This is a genomic window from Dokdonia sp. MED134 (genome assembly GCF_000152925.2).
GTDB lineage: Bacteria > Bacteroidota > Bacteroidia > Flavobacteriales > Flavobacteriaceae > Dokdonia.
Window position 1 is genome coordinate 269,544 of record NZ_CP009301.1, and the last position, 20,070, is coordinate 289,613.

The window sequence follows — 20,070 nt, forward strand, 5'->3', positions numbered from 1 at the left end:
CCAATAAATGATCAAAATTTACAAAGCATTTCTTGTGATATTATCTTTTACTATCACGAGTCAACTTGTTGCTCAAGACTTACCCGTAGCAACTATCCAGAAGAATATCAAATCTTTTAAAGAAAATCCGCGAGGCCCTTATAAAAAAATAGAGTGGTTTTGTGAAGATGGTACGATGCGAGAAGCACGTGACCCTTGTCCAGATGATATAGGTGGTGGTGTGCAGCACGCAAGTTATAGTGAAGACCTAATAACGCTAGGTACTAAGTATCACCTCTTTTTTGCAGATATACTCGCAAACACAGATAAGATAGCTTTCTGGGATGTAACAAATGATAATAGCCGCATCAAGCAATATCAACTAGCGAGATACCTCGCAAGTGTAGATAATGGTTGGGTACAGCGCAAGTCACAGTTTTATCGTGGTGCCATCCAGTCTGAAGATGAGGAGGCGTGGGGCGTTGAGTTTTATGAGTGGTTATTGCGTAGCGACACTCGTTTTAGACAAAACTACTATTTACTACGCCAGACCTTACGTGATATTCCTCACGATGGAGATAGCAACATTGCCCAGCGTATGCGTAGTGAGTCAAAAATACTCGCAGAGACCTACCCAAAATTTATGGATGCCCGTATTAAAATACACGGTAAGCCCAGTGTGAGCGACATCCAGATGGTTCAAGAGTTTAGAGCAAAACATAAGGGAGACCTCTCTGATGAAGTAAAGAAGCAGTTTGACCAACTAGAAAAAACGCTCGCCGAATTTTATACACCTATCAATTTTAAGGAACTACAGAGTCAAGTAAATGCTATCTCTGTAAAAAATGATCTAACAGAACGCATTAGCACGTTTTTAGAAAAAGCAGCTCAAGATACCTCTGCGCAAATACTTGTTCCAGAAATTGCAGATGTACTCTGTTATATACGTCAAGACGTACTTACTTTACGTAGATCAAGTGACCGTCTTGCGATGCTAGATTTATCTAATGAGCTGGAAGATATATTACTCCTAAAGACACAAGAGTGGCAACCAGAAACATTAAAGGAGCTGCTTTATAAAATACAAACCCTTTCATATGCAGCAACAGGCACAGGACTCATTGAGTTAAATGAGTGGGCAGCGGTAGAGCCGTATTTACAAGCAGATAGCTACCATAATGATAAGAGTGTCGAGCAGCTTAACGATTTTCTAGCGACAGCTAGAGGTGTTGTAGAGTGGAGCGCTTCACAAGTAAAGGCAAAGTATCAAGAAGTAGTTGATACTTACACAACTTTTGAGCCTAAGGCTTATGGTTTTATAGATGACCGAGTGCGCTCCTCTGTTGCATTAGATTTAGGTGAGAGTGTTAGCACGCTTGGTGCGTTTATAGCAAAGCATTCTGGGCTTGAAAATAAGGTGATGGATATAGATGGACAGTCTTCTGTGAGAGGATTAAATCCTGGGTATGCATACGGTAAACTTGTTGTTATAGAAGGTTCTCCAGAAGGTATAGAAGTGGATACAGAGAAGATATACGTCTTTGAAAAACCGCCGTCAGACCTCAAGCCTGTGGCTGGTATTATGACGGTATCAGAAGGTAATCTGGTTTCACACGTGCAGCTACTAGCTCGTAATTTAGGAATACCAAATGCGGCATTATCGCAAGAAAATCTTCAAGATTTAAGTAAGTATAGCGGTAAGAAGGTATTCTATGCAGTTTCAAACAAAGGAAGTGTTATCATAAAAGGCGAGGACGATATTACAGATGAAGAGCGTGAGTTATTCTTAAAGAAGCAACGTTCTACAAGTCAGGTGACCGTGCCTGTAGAGAAGATTGCGCTCGATAAGAAAGACATCATAAATATGCGCGATCTAGATGCAAGCGCGTCTGGCAAGCTTGTTGGCCCTAAGGCAGCAAACCTTGGGCAACTCAAGAAGATGTTCCCAGAGCAGGTGGTAGAAGGTCTTGTTATTCCTTTCGGCATTTTTAAGGACCATATGGATCAAAAAATGACCAATTATGAGGGTTCTTACTGGGAGTTTTTAAATAACGCTTTCGCGAAAGCGGAACAAATGAAAAGTAACGGCGCATCATCAAAAGAGATAGAGACGTACCAACTGCAAGAGTTGAAGCGATTACGAGAGGCCATTAATGTGATGACGCTCAAGCCGTCATTTGTAAATAGCCTGCGTGCAGATTTCCAAAAAGTCTTTAAATCGCCTATGGGTAAAACTCCCGTATTCTTGCGTAGTGATACAAATATGGAAGACCTTGAAGAATTTACTGGCGCAGGATTGAACTTGACGCTTTTTAATATTCTTGATGAGGATAAAATCTTAAAAGGAATTAAAGATGTGTGGGCTTCTCCATATACGGAGCGTAGTTTTAAATGGCGCCAGCAGTATCTAAGCAACCCAGAAAATGTGTTTCCTTCTATACTTATCATTCCTTCGGTAGATGTGGAGTATAGCGGTGTGATGATTACAAAGGGTATTAATCAAGGTACAGATGAGGATCTTACTATTGCCTTTAGCCGTGGGGCAGGAGGAGCAGTAGATGGACAAGCAGCCGAAACTAGACTTGTTACCGCTACAGATGCACGCTTACTGTCACCAGCGAGACAGGCAGATTTTATTAGACTGCCAGCAACGGGAGGTGTGAAGAGAAACATCGCAACCTTTGACGAAGAGATTCTCAATGAGAAAAACATAAAGGATATACGTGCCATTGCCCAGTCTATAAGAACACGATTACCAGAAATGACAGGTTCTGATTATGACGGGGCTTATGATGTGGAGCTTGGTTTTGAAAATGACAAACTATGGCTATTCCAGATACGACCATTTGTAGAAAATAAAACGGCAAAGTCCTCAGAATATCTTGAGGCAATCTCACCAAAAATTGACAAAAACTTTTTAATAACGCTTGATGCACCTATAAACTAATGAAAACATATATCACACTAACATTCATCGCTTTATCGACTTTATTTGTAGCGATGCTTTATCCTATAGACGGGTATGATACGACGGGTATAAAACGATTATACCGACTTCAAAAAATGGAGATGGATAGTATTGCAAACAAGCGTATTCCTAATGGTGCTTATTTAAAACTAGAGGATATCAAGCTCAATTTGCTTTCGCGAAAGCGTGATTCTCTTGGAGCAATACTAGTAGAAGACAATGATTTTGCCAGAAAGATTGCGAGAATTACACCTGGCGGAAACTACTCACTTGCGGTACTTGATATGACTAATCCAGATAGCTTGAAATATGCGGCTCACAGAGAAAATGTAGGGTACCAGCCAGGAAGTGTAGGTAAAATTGCTGTCCTAAACGGTTTCTTTACAGAGCTTGCAGAAGTATATCCAGATAACTTTGAGTTGCGTACGGGGCTTATGTGTAATAAACGAGTGAAGGCTCGATACTGGGGAACAGGAGATCACCACACGATACCTGTGTATGATATAGACAGTGATAAGTTAACAAAGCGACAAGTGGTTGCTAGTGATGAGTTCTCACTGTATGAGTGGGCAGATCATATGGTCTCTGTGAGTAATAACGGAGCTGCGAGTGTGCTGTATAGAGAGACAATGTTGCTAGACGCCTTTGGACGAAAATATGCAGACCTCACCGAAGAAGAAGCAGAAAATTACTTTGTAGAGACCGATAGAGACTCTCTTACGAGTCAAGCAAACCGAGTGGTGAATAAGCCATTAAGAGATCTAGGAATTACAGAAGACGACTGGAGACTAGGAGGGATGTTTACGCGTCCTGCTGGTAAGTATGTAGGTCGTGAGGGTGGAAGTATAGGAACACCTAAAGGACTTATGAAATTTCTAGTAGCCCTAGAGCAAGGAAATGTAATAGATGAGGAAAGTTCGCTTGAGATGAAGCGATTATTATATATGACTGACAGACGTATACGTTATGCACACTCTAATAGACTAGATGATGCGGCGGTGTACTTTAAATCTGGCTCGTTTTATAAATGCGATCGAGAGAAAAACCCTAACTGTAGTGACTATGCGGGTAATGTGTTTAACTATATGAACTCAGTGATTATTGTAGAGCAGCCTAATGGTAAAAAATACATCGTATGCTTGATGACTAACGTACTTAATAAAAACTCTGCAGGTGCGCATATGTACCTAGCAAGTAGTATTGATAAGGTGGTAAATCCCACATAAAAAGCATTTACAGTTCTATTAAAACGCCTTCTAGTTGTTACTAGAAGGCGTTTTACTTTTGTTGCTGTTTTACCCGTTGTAGACTTGTAGATACACGCGTAGCAAGTTTTGCAATGTTTGTGTTTTTATGCTTTGTAAAAGATTGAGTAATGGCAATATACTTTGTGTCTTCTAGTATCTCAATGAGGTGGAGCATAGCGATGTTCATCTGTCTGCTGCGATTACGAATGAGGCTTCGCACAGCATCAAATTCTGTTTGTTCTACCATTTCTTGAGAATGTAGATTATCAACATCTGTGTCAATAATATGTACTTCAAGCAGTGGCAGGATCTTATTTTTAAGTTTGATATGTAAGAGGTTGTCTAGAAACTCTATGGCGTTGATTCTCGCTGTATCATCTTTACTTTTAATACCCAAAAACGCAGCACTAATATCTTCTTGATTGTAGCGTATACTTAAAAGTGTGAAGATGCTATGTAGACTTTGATCTACTTGTTCTCTTAAAATAAGCACTATGGCTTCACGGGCGAGTAAAACCTCTGTTTCTTTAGCTTCCTCTTGTGAGTCTGCTGGTGGATTGTTTACAAGTTTTGTGAAGGTAGCAAGGGCGTTAAGCGTGCTTTGGTAGTAGTTGCTTTCCAGTAATATGTATCTGGAGATTTTGCGCTTATCAATAGTAAGCGACGGGTTTTTACTACTTAGTTTTAGCAATGACTTTGAGGCATTTTTACGTACGATGAGGTTGTTACTACCTAAAAATTTGAATAAGATTTTTACCGCATTTTGAGAGTTAAATGTGGCGATAACCTTAGGTAGATTTCTTTTTATGTCTAGACTAAAAGCATCTTTATTTTCTAGCCTGAGAAGTGTTTTTGTAATCTCTGGCCCATATTGAGTAAGACTTTTTATGGCTGCTTTGCGTAGTTTTTTATTTTCTAGAAACTGGAGGAGATTCCCTACAAAGAGCGGGTCTGTGGTAATGCCTGCAGCCTCAATAGCTTTCTTTGCTACCTTTTTATTTTTATTACTAAAATGAATAGAGATAAAGTAGTAAAACTCGTTAAGCCCTGAGTAGGCAATGCTAAGAAGCAGATCTGAAGTTTCGGCAACATTTTCTAGACCTTCTGGTGTGCCTAGTCGTTCTATTTGAGTCGCGATACGGTCTCTTAAATTAAACTGCTTTCCAAGATTTGTATTGAGGCGTGCATCTTGTGCCAGGCATAACAGCGCAGCATTTGCAATGGGCTTTTCTGGATGATCAAGATAGGTTGTAAATAGTTCTTTATCGTCTATTTTGGTATGATGAAGTAAATACTGTAATGTGGCTATTATGAGTGCGCTGTCACTAGTATGAAGGAGGGCTTTAATTTTATGTAATGCAGTACCTTCTTTATAATAATACAATTCCTCAATAGCCGCTATTTTTATAGCATTAGAAGGATGGTCTAAAAGTGCTACTATTTGCTTTTTTAAGGGATTAAGCCTAGCCGATGATAATCTAGATAATAAAGTGAGAATCTCGCTTTCTTCACCATTTTGTAAAATATGTCTTGCAGTAGCGATGGTGCGTTCTTTTCTGAAGTTTCGTTTGGACTCATCTTTATTGAGCAGTAAACTCTTGAGGTTGGACCTAAACGAATCAAAGTAGGCATCTCTAAGCTTGTAGATTAATAAGAGCCAAATAAACAAGAAGAAGATTGTAAGGATGGTCACAAACTTGGTGTCTAGTTCCATACCCTTAATCACAAAAATGAGTAGAAAACCAGCAATACCTGTGGCTACACTATCTACCACAATATCTATAAATGATTTAGCTTGGTTCTTTATAGCATACGGTATGGGTAAAATGGAAAGCTCTGCAGCTGCTTTGTTTATAGACTGCTTAAAACTACCGTCTAACCCTTTTATGATAATAAGCACCCAAAGCTCAGGAACCGTAAGAAATAGGAGGGAGCCTAAGGCAATACCTAATGGTAGTATAAGCATTGTTGAGGTTACGCCTAGATAGCTTAAGACTCTATTAGTAACAAAAAGCTGTATGAGTAAAGCCACCACATTAAAGGAAGAAAACCAGAACCCTAAAAAAGAAGCAAGCTCATCTGAGTCTGGAATGGCCTTGTGCGCAAAATCACTAAATTGAAAATCTACCAGCTTTGCCACCAGCACACTTATCCCGATTATAGATGCTAAGTATAGTAAATGCTTAGATTTTAAGATGATTTGAAAAGCATTACGATCTGGGTTAGACACTTGGTGTATCTCTTTCTTTCTCGTGTACATAGAAAGCGTACGTAACCTTAAATTCCAAATACGATAGAGTATAGGCACACAGCATAAAATGAGAATCCCTGCGATAAGAATAGACGTTTTATTCCCAAAAGCCGCCGAAATTAAGGTCGTTAAGTACCCACCAAAAATTCCACCAGCAATAGCGCCAGAGCCTATAAAACCAAAGAGTCTTTTTGCCTCTCTCGCATTATAAACCATATTTGCCAGTATCCAGAATTGTGAGGTAACCACCACGGCAAATAAGGATATGAGAACGTAGTAATAATAAAGCAGCCAGACCTCAAGAAATTTATAATGCAAGGCGACAGAAAGCAACATAAAAAAGAAGCCAAAAGCGCATAAGGTTATCGTAGCGACCTTTTTAAAAGAATATCGCTTTAAAGCTTTGTTATAGAAGTATGAACTTAAAATAGCCACCGCCGCAACAAGAAGATACCCGTAAGGCAATCGCTCAGCACCTAGCGCCGATAAGAATAATGCGTTTACAGTGGGCTTTACAATAAGTAGCACTGTAATCACCAGAAAGATGTACAGCTGCATAAAAAAAGAGATGGTGATCTCACCATCTCTTATATCAAAGGCTTTCTTGTAAAGACTTTTAAGCATTCATTGCGTTTATAATGAGGTTCCCTAGTTATAGGCTAAAGCTCGTGATTTTTTCATTGCTTTTTCTAAAGGAATTACTAAATCTCTTACAATTTGCTCACCCTGTGCATCTTCTATAAGAGCCACTAGTATATACTTGCGCTCAGGTCCCCATACCAATACAGAGTCAGAGTGCCAATTCTTCCAAGATCCAGATTTCCTGTAGATGTCTGCCTTAGGAGCAATTTTATCTAGCGTGTTTACAAATTTGTGGTGTAATGCTGGGTCTTTCATAATATCCAGCATCTCTTCAGACTTTTCTGTACTTACTAGATTACCCATTGCAAGCTGGTAGTAAAAACTACATACCTGTCTAGCTGTAGCTGCGTGACTTAATCCCTTCATAGGGTCTGGATTACGTTTTCCGCCAGCGGCATATCTCTTGCCTACCCATAAACCACCGCCTACTTCTTCATCATACAGCTTGAGCTGGTCACTGCGCAGTACTTGTTCTATTTTATCATAGCCCACACGGTCTATCATACGAGTAGAGGCAGCATTATTAGACTTACTTATCATAAGTCGCATATCCTTACGTATTTCTCTAGAGTCTTGTAGTTCGCCATTTTCTATAGCATCCATTGCGGCAAGAAGTATGGCAATCTTAGGTAAACTTGCGGCATACATCATAAACTCATCATTGATACCGGCATACTCTATATTCTCTAAGTTGGACATATCTACAACGCCTATAGACATTCTATTAGACTTCACTAGATTTTTCCATTTTGAGTTTTTATTAATCTCTTGTATTAAAAGCTCTCTCAATATAGGACTCGTATGAGTCTCAAGAGGCTCTACAGCGTCCATCTGTATAGGAAGCTCCTGAGCACTTAGTACAGAAGACATTATAATGCACACTATAAGCGTGATATATTTCATAAAATTCTATGTATTTATAGTTGAACCTAAGTATACAAAAAGGCTGCCAAAGATAGCTAGTATTACTGTTAATTCCATCCCAAACTGTTAATGTTTACAGCCCTTGTTTGTTAAGATATTAACGGTCTACAATTGGGTTTGTTGTAGATGGTATTTGATAAATTACGCTTTCGCGAAAGTGGAAAATCAGAAAGCTCGTATAGTGAAAATTATAGATTAAAAAGAGCTTAGAATTTCGTGTTTATTAAAGTTGAGGTTGTTACGTTTTTAACTCAATTCTTTGCTAGTTCACTTTGTATTTCTTCAATATTTTCTAAAAAATTATTCCAACTAGGCTGTAATAGTTCATTCTGGTTAATCTGTAATATTTCAGTTTGATTAAACCTAAATTCTACATTATTTGGGTAGATATTGAGCATAGTTATTTCGTTTAGTTCCCTATGCTTATTTTTTCCCAATTCATCAATACCGTTTTTTGTTATATCTATTACTCTTCTTTTTGAGATAGTATATTCAAGAAATAGATAAATTATGGCAAACGTTAGTAAAACCACTTTGTAAATAGTTATTTCTTGTAAACATAAAAATATTATCAGTACAACAAACCCAATATTCCAGTAGTTGTAATTGCTTTTTGATAACATTATGTACGTTTTACTTTCGGTTATTTTTTCAAATTTTCTGAATGTAAGTATTGAGTAAGTCAAAAACGGAATAAAAAAAATTAGCATTGCTAATTCATAATTCTTAAATCTGTAAATAATAAAATAGAAAAGAATTAAGTATATAGCTTGCATTAAAATTGTCTTTCCTATCTTTTTCATTTTAGTAATGTGATTTTAAATATATGCCCGCAGGCACTAAATAAAGAGAGTGTAGCTCCCGGTAGTGCCTGTATCTTTGTTTTTTAATTGATGTTTTAAATATACACTTATTTGTTTTTGATGATATTTCGTAAGAAGGGAAGATATTTTATTTACTAAAATTAAATGTTACCCGTTAAAAAAGTAGTTAGAGACTATAATCATAGTTACTAAGGCTAAATATTATTTTAAACCTTCGATTTTTGAATTAAAATAATTAGTCATCTTTAATTCATTTTCATAATCCATCTCTACAAGAGTGCAAGGATAATCTTTTTGAATTACAGCAATGAGGGTTTGTATTTTATATTCTTCAGCACTTACTTTTAATTTTAAAGCTTTGCGAGTTATGTTATTCTCTAAAATATATTTTTCATTGAGTTTTGAGTATTGTTTTTCAATAAAAAAATCGAGTCCAACTATCTTTAAATTCCAAACTCTATCAATGTCAATAAGCTTTTTTAAAGAATTATATTGCTCCTGAGTTTTAGGATAATTAACTATTATAACGTTAGTACTGTCTTTATTAATTTCTCTTTTAATCAGTTTATTTAAGAGATCAGGATGTATAATTTCACCTTGAGTAATGTAATGTTTAAATTCCTTACCCAAAATCGATTCAGAGCGGATTTCTTGGGGCAATAATTCTCTTAAGTCAATTTTTCTAGATGACATTATTTCACATAACATATTTTCAAAGACTTTACTCAAGTAACCAGGTTGACTAAGAATAATATGTGTTTTCCTCATCTCTAGTTTTGCTTTTCTGTCTGCAGCTTGTAATCAATAAAATTAATTAAATTACGTATCCCTTTTGGGATTCCTTGGGTAGATTTTATTGTCTTTGTGTAGCTGTTAGTTATTAAATTCAATTCAAAACTAGGCCCATCAAATCCAGCAAAGTTATACTCTTCCTCATATTTCTCTAGTTGCAATATTTCTATATATTGTTCTATTTGATGGAATGTAGAATCAGACAATGTATTTTTAGTTAGTTCAAAATCATTATCTGCTTTTTATGTATTCTATCTTCTTGTTATTTGTGATACTTAATCGTCTAAAACCATTTGAAGATATAAATGTTGGATTTATTTTTATCTTGAGTTCTACGATTTCTAAATAAGGCAGCTGTATTAGTTCTTTTTTTAATAAAACTATTGGGTAATCATATTGATTCAATGGGCTTAAAAACATTTTGTTTTTAGAAATTGGCTCTAAATAGTACTTTTTCACCTCATCAAAATCTGTCTGGAAGTGAAGTTGAATTTTATTAGAAGAATGAAATTTACCAATTTCACTATAATCAGATTCTTTTTGAAATAATAGATTTCTTACAACGAGTGAATCCTTAAAATGATAACTGTTGCAAAGTGAATCTATCCAAACAGTATTTTCTAATTTATGTATAGAATCTGAATTACCATTTTTGTTACTACAACTAGTTAACAAACCATAAATTATTACAATGACAATTATTCTCATTTTAGATCTTTTGATTGATTCAATTTAGATTTATATATAATTTAATCTAACTCAACCCCCTAAAACCCTACCGCAGTATCATCACCACGTCTATCTGCGCCGCCTTCTAGTGTACCATTAGGGAGGACTAAAATACCGTCTACTTTACCTATTACGGGAGAGCGCTCCTCGTTGGTTTCATAACCCTTTTCTTGCAGTCCGCTTATGATGGCTGGATCAAAGCTGTTAGGTTCAAATAATACCACATCTGGTAACCACTGGTGGTGAAAACGTGGCGCGTTTACCGCCTCCTGCATTGTCATCCCAAACTCGTGTACATTAAGTACCGTTTGTAACACAGAGGTAATAATGGTAGATCCTCCAGGCGTACCTACGGTCATCCAGAACTCGCCATCTTTTTCTACTAGGGTAGGAGTCATACTAGACAGCATACGCTTGCCTGGCTCAATTTTATTTGCCTCGGCGCCTATAAGGCCAAACATATTAGGCACTCCTGGTTTACTAGAGAAGTCGTCCATCTCATTGTTTAAAAAGAAGCCTATATCACTCGCATATAATTTAGATCCATAAGCGCCGTTAAGCGTGGTCGTTACTGCAATGGCGTTACCATACTGGTCTACCGCGCTGTAGTGCGTTGTTTCCATGCTCTCATAACCTGGCAAGGCACCGTGTGTCATATCGCTAGACTTTGTAGCGGTGTCCCAAGAGAAGGTTTCCATTCTGTTTTTTGCATACACATCAGAGATGAGTGTGTCTATAGGGATGTTTACAAAATCTGGATCTCCTAGGTAAAAACTTCTATCTGCATACGCGCGACGCTCTGCCTCTGTAAGTAGTTGTATACTCTCCACACTGTTGTGATCATATTGTGAGATGTCATACGGTTCTATCATTTGCATAATTTGTGATAAACAAACCCCACCAGAACTAGGCGGACTCATAGAGATCATTTTTAAGTTATCATACTCAAAGGTTACTGGTGTGCGCCACTTTGCTTCGTATGCCGCAAGATCTTCCATTGTGATGATTCCACCTTTAGATTGTAAGAAGTCTACCAGTTTTTGGCCTGTCTCACCTTTGTAAAATTCGTCTTTACCATTTGCTACAATGCGCTCTAGTGTTTGTGCGAGAGCTTCGTTTTTAAGGGTGTCCGCTTTCGCGAAAGCGTTTACATATATAATACTATCTCCGTTAAGCTCTTTAAATTTATCTTGTAAAGCGCCAAACCTTCCTGCTTGTTTTTCTGTAATTACATAGCCATTGCGAGCAAGCTCTATTACGGGCTTGAGAATGGTCTCCATAGGTAGTGAGCCAAATTTCTCGTGCACGGCAAACATACCTGCAAGACCGCCTGGCACACCTACAGCAAGACTTCCCTCTGTGCTTAAACCTGGTATCACATTACCGTCTTCATCTAGGTACATATCACTGGTAGCCGCTCCAGGTGCCATCTCGCGATAGTCTAGCGCTCCTATATCACCATCTTTAGTACGGTATACGAGAAAACCACCACCACCTAGGCTACCGGCAAACGGGTATGTCACGTTGAGCGCCATATCTGTAGCAATCATTGCGTCAAAAACGTTACCACCTTGCCTCATAATCTCAACGCCTATGCGTGAAGCCTCTTCTCTCGCCGAAACAACCATAGCCTCTTGAGCAATAAGTCCCTGTACGGGAGCAGGAGCAGGCGCTTCTGTCTTACAGTTTATAAATAATAGGGGAATACAGAGTAAGAGTAAATACTTCATAGGTTGGATTTGTAATTATATGATAAACTTAAAGTTCTTCTAGTTTTAATGCAACAAAGGCTTGTAATTCTTTAAAGAACCGTGTGAACTCATCTTCAAAGGCTTCATAATGTTCGGCAAGGTCTTCTATAGCTTTGTCCATCGCTACGAGGCGTTTTGTGCGTATGTTCATATTGTAAAGCACAGTACCTATACCTTCCATAGTTGCATAGCTGAGGAGCCAGTTTTGCTCCATCATAGGGATCATCATTTTCTGTATGCGACCTGTGAGCAAGTTGTGATGGTCTTGTAGTAGCTGGTAAAAGTCATCTATGTACACATCTAGCGCTGTATCGTGATAGTTGTTCCAGTTTTTGGCTAGAAAGTGATCATATATAATATCTACTATCACACCAGAGTAGTGACCATACTTTGCGTGCAGGCGTTTTGTACTCTGCTTTACAATAGGGTGGCTATCTGTGTAGCTATCTATCCAGCGATGCACGAGTATACCTCGCTGTATATCATCACTATACTTGAGGTACTTTTTACCTTTTATACCATCTGCCATAAAGTTGCCTATAGTTTCCATAGGTAAGCCATCGGTAAGGTAAATGTGTGCGAGAAAATTCATAGTGGTGAAGTTAATAGGAAAAATTAACCTGTTCAAAGATTTTATGAGGCATTGTGAAGCAATGCATTCTTGTTAGGCTGGTACGTATGTGTTTTAGTACTTTTGTTTAACAATCAAAAAAACGAAGATTAATTACGCTTTCGCGAAAGCGTACTCAAAATTTACATATGACATTAATAAAATCTATATCAGGAATACGTGGTACCATAGGAGGTCGCACGGGTGAAAACCTTACACCAGTAGATGCAGTAAAATTTGCTGCAGCATACGGTGCGTGGCTCAAAAATGATCGTAATAAAGAAACCTACAGAGTAGTAGTAGGGCGTGATGCACGTATATCTGGATCTATGATACAAGAGCTTGTGATGAACACGCTCGTGGGTATGGGAATCCATATTATAGACCTCGGTCTCTCTACCACACCTACGGTAGAAGTTGCCGTACCTATGGAACACGCAGATGGTGGTATTATACTCACTGCCTCGCATAACCCAAAACAATGGAACGCGCTTAAACTATTAAACAGTAAGGGGGAGTTTCTTAATGGAGTAGAAGGGGAGAAAATTTTAAATTATGCAGATAATGAAGATTTTACCTTTGCAGAGGTAGATGATTTAGGTAAAATCACAAAGAATGATGCCTACATAGATTTGCATATTGAAGAGGTAAAAAACCTTGAGCTTGTAGATGTAAAAGCTATTAAGGATGCCAAGTTTAAAGTTGTGGTAGATGGTGTAAACTCTACGGGAGGTATTGCCATACCAAGATTACTAGAAGAGCTAGGCGTAGAGGCAGTAAAATTATACTGTACACCTAACGGGGAGTTCCCTCACAACCCAGAACCGCTTAAGGAGCACCTAGGTGACATTTGTAAGATGGTGGTAGATGAAAATGCAGATTTTGGAATCGTAGTAGATCCAGATGTAGACCGTCTTGCTTTTATAGATGATAAGGGAGAAATGTTTGGAGAAGAGTATACCCTTGTTGCTTGTGCAGATTATGTACTAGGAGAGACTAAGGGTAATACGGTGTCAAACTTATCTTCTTCACGTGCGCTACGTGATATCACAAGAAAACACGGTGGAGAATACTTTGCAAGTGCCGTAGGAGAGGTAAACGTAGTACAAACTATGAAGGACCAAAACGCTGTAATAGGCGGAGAAGGAAATGGTGGAATTATCTACCCAGCATCGCACTACGGTCGTGATAGTCTGGTAGGTACGGCGCTTTTCCTTACACACCTTGCAAAGCTTAAAATCTCTGTGAGCGAACTCAAAGCTAGTTATCCTCCATACTTTATGAGTAAGCAAAAGATCCAGCTCACACCAGGTCTTGACGTAGATGCATTACTAGAAAAGATGGCTGCCAAATATGCAAATGAAGATGTATCTACGGTAGATGGTGTAAAAGTAGATTTTGAAAATCACTGGGTACACCTACGTAAGTCTAATACAGAACCTATTATACGTATTTACACAGAGGCAAGCACACAAGCCGAAGCAGACCAAGTTGCAAATGATATGATTGCTACCATAAAGGAAGTAGCTGGTATCTAGACAGATATAGCGATTAAAAAAAGAGGGCAATCGCCCTCTTTTTTTGTGCTTAATTTTAAATATCTTTACAGTGCAAACTATTGATTATGAATACATTAAAGTCTACTAAGCCTAGCGGTAAACTAGAGAATTACTTTTCACGCTTTCGCGAAAACATCATTGGCATTAACCAAAGTTTTCAATCTCCATACGGAACAAAGCAGCTTTTATATACAGACTGGACCGCCTCAGGAAGATTATACGGTCCCATAGAGGAGAAGATGTTACGCGACTTTGGTCCCTACGTAGCAAATACCCATACAGAGACGACCGTCTCAGGTACTGCTATGACAATGAGTTATCATAAAGCAAAGCACATCATAAAAGAGCACGTAAATGCAGATGAGAATGATGTACTCATAGTAGGTGGTAATGGTATGACAGGTATGATCAATAAATTTCAGCGCATACTTGGATTAAAAGTGCCAGAAAACATAAAGAAATTTACAGAAGTACCTGCAGAGATAAAGCCCATTGTTTTTGTAACACATATGGAGCATCACAGTAATCAAACTACGTGGCTAGAGACCACGGCAACAGTAGTGGTCGTGCCTGCTAAAGAAGATGGACGCTTTTGTATACAGATGTTTGAACAAGAACTACTCAAATATGAAGATCACCCTTTCAAAATAGCATCTATTACTGCTTGTAGTAATGTAACAGGTATACAGACACCATATCACGATGTGGCGAGACTTATGCACGCTCACGGTGGTTTATGTTTTGTAGACTTTGCGTGTAGTGCGCCTTATGTGCATATTGATATGCACCCAGAGAATAAAGAAGAGCGCCTAGACGCTATTTTCTTCTCTCCACACAAGTTTTTAGGAGGGCCAGGCTCTTCTGGAGTTTTAATCTTTAATAAAGATTTGTATAAAAACGTGGTACCAGATAACCCAGGTGGAGGCACCGTATCGTGGACAAACCCTTGGGGTGAGCATAAGTATATAGATAATATAGAAGAGCGTGAAGATGGGGGTACTCCAGGTTTCTTGCAAACCATACGTACAGCCTTATCAATTAAAGTAAAAGAAGAGATGGGTGTAGATAATATACTCGCTCGTGAGCACGAACTTATAGACATCATTTGGAATGAACTAGAAGCGGTAGAAAACGTAAAAATTCTTGCAGGTGATCATAAGGATAGACTAGGTGTTATTTCTTTTTATATAGAAGAGTTGCACTTTAATCTAGCGGTCAAATTACTCAATGACCGTTTTGGGATACAAACTAGGGGCGGTTGTAGCTGCGCAGGAACTTATGGGCATTATTTACTTAATGTAGATCAAAAAACATCAAACTCCCTCGCTTGTGAGATAGATGCGGGTAACTTAATACAAAAGCCAGGATGGATACGTATGTCTATTCACCCTACCATCACAAATGAGGAAATAGCTTATGTATGCGCGTGTATAAAAGACCTAGCCTTACACCATAAAGACTGGTCTCAAGATTATATATACCAACCTTACTCAAACGAGTACTTACATAAAGACGATAAGGCAACCTCTTTAAGTCGTAGTACTGCTATAGACTCTTGGTTTGAATTTTAATACTATTTCTTAGACTTATTTATCTCAGAAAGGACTTCCTCCTTTTTGCCTAAAAGTTTAAAACGTTTATGAAGTCCAGTAGGTAATACTCTGGATTTTTACGTATTTGAGCTTCTAGGGCGGCGGCATAATTTGTCATAATCTCGCCATCTTCTGTTTGAGAACCATCTGGTGTAATAAGTTGGAAAGACCCTTTGTAGTAGCCACGTTTTATCTTTTCTGTACCGTAATAGAGTACAGGCAGCTTAAACTCTTTTGCAATACGTTCTACTCCAGTAAAAAAAGGTAACTCGTGACCTAAAAATTGTGTCCAGTAGCGAGCACGGTGAAATCTAGGCGATTGATCTGCTACAAAGCCGTAACAGCCTGTTTTATTCTCACTCTCATTTTTTCTTATAAAGCGCATTGTATCCTTAGAGTCTATAAGATAGGTGTTCCATCTACTACGTATCTTGCGTATGAGATTATCAAACTGTTTGTGTTTTATCTTTTTATATACTCCGTAGCCCGGATTTTCCATAGATAGTTGTAGTGCAAATATCCACTCATAACTTGCGTAGTGTCCCATCATAAGGAGTGAGCTTTGTCCTTCCTTATCATATTTTGTGATGAGTTCCTTGTTAGAAAATTGGTAACGTTCAAGGAGGTCCTCCTTTTTTATATTCATAGATTTTATCATCTCTAGAAACATATCACAGAGATGGCTATAAAATTTACGTTCTATGGTATGGAGTTCTTCTTTAGATTTTTCTGGGAAGGTAGTCTTTAGGTTATATCTCACTACTTTCTTACGATAGCCTATAACTTTATAAATAACAAAATAACAGAAATCTGAGAGCAGGTAAAGCCCTTTAAAAGGGAGTATGGAGATGAGCCATAATAGTGGGTAAAACAACCAGAAAACAATAGCTTTCATTCAGATATAGTTAAGATATTAATCTCACAAATATAGCTATCTTTACAAGTAAAACTTAGTATTTATGGCGGATTTACATCCAGTTACAATTGCAATTATCTTAGCAAATGTCTTATTCTCTATGAGTGGTTTTAAAAACTACTCAATGTTTGAAAAATATAAATTTAACGTAGGAGCTATACGTAGAGGAGAGCAAGTACGTATGGTGTCTTCTGCCTTTTTACACGCAAACACGCAGCACTTGTTATTTAATATGCTTACCCTGTATTTCTTCGCAAATGCTGTTATCTACACTATAGGCGTACCTAGGTTTTTACTGGTATATGTTTCAAGTTTGCTTTTAGGAAATTTACTTTCTTATTTTCTACATAAAGATGAGTATCACTACTCTGCGGTAGGAGCTAGTGGTGCGGTAATGGGTGTAGTGTATGCTGGGATACTTCTCAATCCAAGGTTAGAAATTTACTTTATGCCAGGTTGGGTATTTGGAGTAGGGTATATGATTTACTCTATTTATGGTATGGTGAAGCGTAATGATAATATAGGGCACGATGCCCATTTTGGAGGTGCTATTGCGGGGTATGTAATTGCCATTGTGTCTGCTCCAATTCTTTTAGAAGAGCGTCTTTTAATAGTAATTGCGCTAGCTTTACCTATTATTGCTTTCTTTATTCTTTTTAAATTAGGAAAGATTTAAGGAAACCTCTTCTATTCTTTTTTATATTGAGAGAAACAAAAAACCAATAATTATGAAATATATAACCGCATTAATTCTATTAATCACAATGTCTATATCTGCTCAAAACAACACAATGCAACCCCTAGTAAACGTTACCGGTGAAGGTATTGTTAAGGTAGTGCCAGACGGTGTAAACATACGCGTGCGCGTAGAAAATCAAGGAAAGGAAGCAAAGCAAGTAAAAGCAGAAAACGATCAGGCTATAGATAATGTTATAAAATTCTTACGTAGCCAAGGTATAGATAGTAAGTATGTACAGACGGAGTATATCAACCTTAATAAAAATTATGATTATAATAGTAAAACCTACAATTATAACGCAAATCAAACACTTACCATAAAACTCAAGGATTTAAAGATGTATGAAGGTGTAATGGCAGGACTTCTTAATTCTGGTATTAATCGTATAGATAACGTACAGTTTACCTCTTCACAGATGGATGCTCTTAAGGCAGACGCGCGTGTGAAAGCAATCAAAGATGCCAAAGACAAGGCCACAGCATATGCTGGTGCATTAGGTCAAACTATAGGTAAAGCAGTACAAATAAGTGAGCAAGGTAGTGCTTCACCACAACCTCCTATGTACAAGGCCAGAATGATGTCTATGGAGATGGATAACTCTGCAAAAGGGGAGACCATCGCTCCAGGAGAGCTTACAATCACTACAAAAATCTCTGTAAGTTTTGAATTAAAATAAGCTTAACTAAGATTAACGACTTGTTAACCATTCTTATAGCTTTCTCAAAGTATCTTTAAGATATGAAAAGGAAAGAAAGAGAAACCAATAAATCTGAGCGCGAAAAAGAGATCGATGCACGCATCGTAAGAGATGACCCGCAACCCATATCCATAGGCAACGGAGTGCATAGAGAAAAATCTAAACTTGCAAAAAAAGAAGCAAAAGATGAAGCGCTCCAGAGAGCAAAGAAAAAGTAATTTTATTTTGTGTGTAAATAAAAAGGTCAAGGATATTTATCCTTGACCTTTTTACTTTGATGATGTCGTTACTACCTATTTCTGTTTCTGCGTAGATTAGGGTGTCTAGGTTCTTTAGGAGCATCTGTATGGGTCTTTGCAGAGTCTTCTACAAGTCTATTAATCTCCTCCATCTCTGTATCACTAATGTAACGCCATTTACCTACTGGTACATCTAGTTCAATATTCATAATCCTATTTCGCTTTAAGCGAGTAACCTCATAATCTAGTGCCTCACACATTCTACGTATTTGCCTGTTGAGGCCTTGTGTGAGTATGATTTTAAAAGAAAACCTACTCAGTTGCTCTACGTGGCATTTACGTGTCACAGTATCTAGTATAGGTACACCATTACTCATTTGCTGTATAAATGACGGTGTGATAGGCTTATCTACCCACACTTCATATTCCTTCTCGTGGTTATTACGAGCTCGTAATATCTTGTTTACAATATCACCATCATTAGTTAGGAAGATTAGACCTTCAGAAGGTTTATCAAGTCTACCTATAGGGAAGATACGAGAAGGGTAGTTTATAAAATCAATGATATTATCCTTTTCAACCCGAGTATCTGTCGTACAAACGATACCTACAGGCTTGTTAAGAGCGATGTACACAGGTTTTTCTGTAGAGCTTGTTATAAGTTCACCATTTACACGCACTTCATCACCTTCTGTAATTTTTGTACCCATTTCTGGCACCTTACCGTTTATGGTAACGCGACCTTGGTCTATAAGCTTATCTGCAGCACGGCGTGAGCAATAGCCAGCCTCGCTGAGGTATTTATTGATGCGGGTTTGTTTTTTCTCTTCCATTATGAGCAAAAGTACTATTTATAGAACAAAAAAATGCCAGTCGCGAGACTGGCATTACAAGTTCATAAAAGTGAACTAAAAAGTTATATGTGCTTAGTCAATTACTTTGACGTTTACTGCATTTAATCCTTTTTTACCTTCTTTTAATTCAAACTCAACAGCATCACCTTCTCTTACCTCATCGATAAGTCCTGTTACGTGTACGAAGTGCTCTTGGTTTGCTTCTTCTTCATTGATAAATCCAAAACCTTTAGTTTCATTGAAGAATTTTACTGTTCCTTTGTGCATTATAATAATTTAAATATGTTAAGCTGCAAACTTACTGCTATTTAATCCAGAAAATCACAATTGTGTGTTATTGTTTTAAAATACTTTTTTACGCTTTCGCGAAAGCGTAATCACCTCTCATCCAATTGTTTATAGTGTGTGACAATTTTAAAGCTTAGTCTTATGGGTATGTGTTGTGGTGTTTTTGCAAATAATAAGTTGGGATATTTTGTTTGTTAACCCGTAACTTGCGCTTAAAACCGATAAAAATGGCACTTACAAACAACGATATATTTAAGAAACTACGAGTAGCACTTCAGCTACGTGATGACGAAATTATAGAAATTTGTAAGCTCGTAGATTTTCAAGTTTCTAAGAGTGAGCTAGGCGCAATTTTTCGCAAGCCAGATCATCCTAAATTTATGGAGTGTGGTGACCAGTTTTTACGTAATTTTTTAAATGGTCTAGTAATACACAAGCGAGGACCTATGCCTCCTAAAAAGAAGTAGGG

At 37.7% G+C, this 20,070-nt stretch carries 19 protein-coding genes; 8 read left to right on the forward strand and 11 right to left on the reverse strand.

Translation table 11 applies throughout. From position 1 onward, the window contains the following. Positions 1-7: 7 nt before the first annotated feature. Positions 8-2,926 (forward strand): PEP/pyruvate-binding domain-containing protein, encoded by a 2,919-nt coding sequence (locus tag MED134_RS01165; RefSeq protein WP_021779219.1) that lies wholly within the window; start codon positions 8-10, stop codon positions 2,924-2,926. Continuing rightward, on the forward strand, positions 2,926-4,173 hold the full coding sequence (locus tag MED134_RS01170) for a serine hydrolase (protein WP_021779218.1): 1,248 nt from the start codon (positions 2,926-2,928) through the stop codon (positions 4,171-4,173). The genes MED134_RS01165 and MED134_RS01170 overlap by 1 nt, the downstream gene beginning before the upstream one ends. A gap of 52 nt (positions 4,174-4,225) precedes the next feature. Here MED134_RS01170 and MED134_RS01175 read toward each other — a convergent pair whose 3' ends face one another. From MED134_RS01175 to MED134_RS01210, 8 genes are all read right to left on the reverse strand, one after another. Then, on the reverse strand, positions 4,226-7,069 hold the full coding sequence (locus MED134_RS01175; protein WP_021779217.1) for an NTP/NDP exchange transporter: 2,844 nt from the start codon (positions 7,067-7,069) through the stop codon (positions 4,226-4,228). A 24-nt stretch (positions 7,070-7,093) separates the two neighbouring features. Continuing rightward, positions 7,094-7,990 carry a serine hydrolase gene (locus MED134_RS01180; RefSeq protein ID WP_038596798.1) on the reverse strand — a complete coding sequence of 299 codons (897 nt, stop codon included), beginning with the start codon at positions 7,988-7,990 and terminating at the stop codon, positions 7,094-7,096. Positions 7,991-8,262: 272 nt separating this feature from the next. Beyond that, on the reverse strand, positions 8,263-8,814 hold the full coding sequence (locus MED134_RS01185; RefSeq protein ID WP_021779215.1) for a hypothetical protein: 552 nt from the start codon (positions 8,812-8,814) through the stop codon (positions 8,263-8,265). 222 nt (positions 8,815-9,036) lie between these two features. Continuing rightward, on the reverse strand, positions 9,037-9,528 hold the full coding sequence (locus MED134_RS01190) for a nucleoside monophosphate kinase (RefSeq protein ID WP_158407694.1): 492 nt from the start codon (positions 9,526-9,528) through the stop codon (positions 9,037-9,039). A 77-nt stretch (positions 9,529-9,605) separates the two neighbouring features. Next, complete coding sequence (locus MED134_RS01195; protein WP_021779213.1) at positions 9,606-9,833, reverse strand: hypothetical protein; 228 nt, start codon at positions 9,831-9,833, stop codon at positions 9,606-9,608. 25 nt (positions 9,834-9,858) lie between these two features. After that, positions 9,859-10,335, reverse strand: coding sequence for a hypothetical protein (locus MED134_RS01200; protein ID WP_021779212.1), 477 nt, complete (start codon positions 10,333-10,335; stop codon positions 9,859-9,861). Between the two features lie 59 nt (positions 10,336-10,394). Further along, positions 10,395-12,086, reverse strand: coding sequence for a gamma-glutamyltransferase (gene ggt, locus MED134_RS01205; RefSeq protein ID WP_021779211.1), 1,692 nt, complete (start codon positions 12,084-12,086; stop codon positions 10,395-10,397). A gap of 28 nt (positions 12,087-12,114) precedes the next feature. Beyond that, positions 12,115-12,699 (reverse strand): ACP phosphodiesterase, encoded by a 585-nt coding sequence (locus MED134_RS01210; RefSeq protein ID WP_021779210.1) that lies wholly within the window; start codon positions 12,697-12,699, stop codon positions 12,115-12,117. 167 nt (positions 12,700-12,866) lie between these two features. Here MED134_RS01210 and glmM point away from each other — a divergent pair, with 167 nt between their 5' ends. Together glmM and MED134_RS01220 are read left to right on the forward strand one after the other, a co-directional pair. Then, the gene (glmM, locus tag MED134_RS01215) at positions 12,867-14,255 is read left to right on the forward strand and encodes a phosphoglucosamine mutase (protein WP_021779209.1); all 1,389 of its coding nucleotides are present in this window, start codon (positions 12,867-12,869) and stop codon (positions 14,253-14,255) included. An 86-nt stretch (positions 14,256-14,341) separates the two neighbouring features. After that, a complete protein-coding gene (locus tag MED134_RS01220; RefSeq protein ID WP_021779208.1) occupies positions 14,342-15,847 on the forward strand; it encodes an aminotransferase class V-fold PLP-dependent enzyme in 1,506 nt (501 codons plus the stop codon). Between the two features lie 49 nt (positions 15,848-15,896). Here MED134_RS01220 and MED134_RS01225 read toward each other — a convergent pair whose 3' ends face one another. Next, positions 15,897-16,763, reverse strand: a complete 867-nt coding sequence (locus MED134_RS01225; RefSeq protein ID WP_021779207.1) for a lysophospholipid acyltransferase family protein — start codon at positions 16,761-16,763, stop codon at positions 15,897-15,899. A gap of 64 nt (positions 16,764-16,827) precedes the next feature. On the opposite strand from MED134_RS01225, the gene MED134_RS01230 reads away from it, so the two are divergent. The 3 genes from MED134_RS01230 to MED134_RS15230 all read left to right on the forward strand — a co-directional run bounded on the left by MED134_RS01230 (position 16,828) and on the right by MED134_RS15230 (position 18,438). Then, positions 16,828-17,460, forward strand: coding sequence for a rhomboid family intramembrane serine protease (locus MED134_RS01230; RefSeq protein ID WP_021779206.1), 633 nt, complete (start codon positions 16,828-16,830; stop codon positions 17,458-17,460). A gap of 52 nt (positions 17,461-17,512) precedes the next feature. After that, the gene (locus MED134_RS01235) at positions 17,513-18,199 is read left to right on the forward strand and encodes an SIMPL domain-containing protein (RefSeq protein ID WP_038596802.1); all 687 of its coding nucleotides are present in this window, start codon (positions 17,513-17,515) and stop codon (positions 18,197-18,199) included. Positions 18,200-18,261: 62 nt separating this feature from the next. Continuing rightward, positions 18,262-18,438, forward strand: a complete 177-nt coding sequence (locus tag MED134_RS15230; protein WP_021779204.1) for a hypothetical protein — start codon at positions 18,262-18,264, stop codon at positions 18,436-18,438. 71 nt (positions 18,439-18,509) lie between these two features. On the opposite strand, the gene rluF is transcribed toward MED134_RS15230, so the two are convergent. After that, entirely contained in the window at positions 18,510-19,292 is a 783-nt protein-coding gene (rluF, locus tag MED134_RS01240; protein WP_021779203.1) for a 23S rRNA pseudouridine(2604) synthase RluF, read from the reverse strand. A gap of 93 nt (positions 19,293-19,385) precedes the next feature. Next, positions 19,386-19,580 (reverse strand): cold-shock protein, encoded by a 195-nt coding sequence (locus tag MED134_RS01245; RefSeq protein WP_021779202.1) that lies wholly within the window; start codon positions 19,578-19,580, stop codon positions 19,386-19,388. Positions 19,581-19,828: 248 nt separating this feature from the next. On the opposite strand from MED134_RS01245, the gene MED134_RS01250 reads away from it, so the two are divergent. Further along, complete coding sequence (locus tag MED134_RS01250) at positions 19,829-20,068, forward strand: DUF1456 family protein (protein ID WP_021779201.1); 240 nt, start codon at positions 19,829-19,831, stop codon at positions 20,066-20,068. Positions 20,069-20,070: the final 2 nt, after the last annotated feature.

Bases quoted from the DNA above. Each gene is read 5' to 3' on its own strand.
- MED134_RS01200 (WP_021779212.1), bottom strand. From the start codon at position 10,335: ATGAGAATAATTGTCATTGTAATAATTTATGGTTTGTTAACTAGTTGT.
- glmM (WP_021779209.1), top strand. From the start codon at position 12,867: ATGACATTAATAAAATCTATATCAGGAATACGTGGTACCATAGGAGGT.
- MED134_RS01235 (WP_038596802.1), top strand. From the start codon at position 17,513: ATGAAATATATAACCGCATTAATTCTATTAATCACAATGTCTATATCT.
- MED134_RS01250 (WP_021779201.1), top strand. From the start codon at position 19,829: ATGGCACTTACAAACAACGATATATTTAAGAAACTACGAGTAGCACTT.
- MED134_RS01170 (WP_021779218.1), top strand. From the start codon at position 2,926: ATGAAAACATATATCACACTAACATTCATCGCTTTATCGACTTTATTT.
- MED134_RS01185 (WP_021779215.1), bottom strand. From the start codon at position 8,814: ATGAAAAAGATAGGAAAGACAATTTTAATGCAAGCTATATACTTAATT.
- MED134_RS01225 (WP_021779207.1), bottom strand. From the start codon at position 16,763: ATGAAAGCTATTGTTTTCTGGTTGTTTTACCCACTATTATGGCTCATC.
- MED134_RS01245 (WP_021779202.1), bottom strand. From the start codon at position 19,580: ATGCACAAAGGAACAGTAAAATTCTTCAATGAAACTAAAGGTTTTGGA.
- MED134_RS01165 (WP_021779219.1), top strand. From the start codon at position 8: ATGATCAAAATTTACAAAGCATTTCTTGTGATATTATCTTTTACTATC.
- MED134_RS01175 (WP_021779217.1), bottom strand. From the start codon at position 7,069: ATGCTTAAAAGTCTTTACAAGAAAGCCTTTGATATAAGAGATGGTGAG.
- MED134_RS01190 (WP_158407694.1), bottom strand. From the start codon at position 9,528: ATGTCATCTAGAAAAATTGACTTAAGAGAATTATTGCCCCAAGAAATC.
- MED134_RS01180 (WP_038596798.1), bottom strand. From the start codon at position 7,990: ATGAAATATATCACGCTTATAGTGTGCATTATAATGTCTTCTGTACTA.
- MED134_RS01220 (WP_021779208.1), top strand. From the start codon at position 14,342: ATGAATACATTAAAGTCTACTAAGCCTAGCGGTAAACTAGAGAATTAC.
- rluF (WP_021779203.1), bottom strand. From the start codon at position 19,292: ATGGAAGAGAAAAAACAAACCCGCATCAATAAATACCTCAGCGAGGCT.
- ggt (WP_021779211.1), bottom strand. From the start codon at position 12,086: ATGAAGTATTTACTCTTACTCTGTATTCCCCTATTATTTATAAACTGT.
- MED134_RS15230 (WP_021779204.1), top strand. From the start codon at position 18,262: ATGAAAAGGAAAGAAAGAGAAACCAATAAATCTGAGCGCGAAAAAGAG.
- MED134_RS01230 (WP_021779206.1), top strand. From the start codon at position 16,828: ATGGCGGATTTACATCCAGTTACAATTGCAATTATCTTAGCAAATGTC.
- MED134_RS01210 (WP_021779210.1), bottom strand. From the start codon at position 12,699: ATGAATTTTCTCGCACACATTTACCTTACCGATGGCTTACCTATGGAA.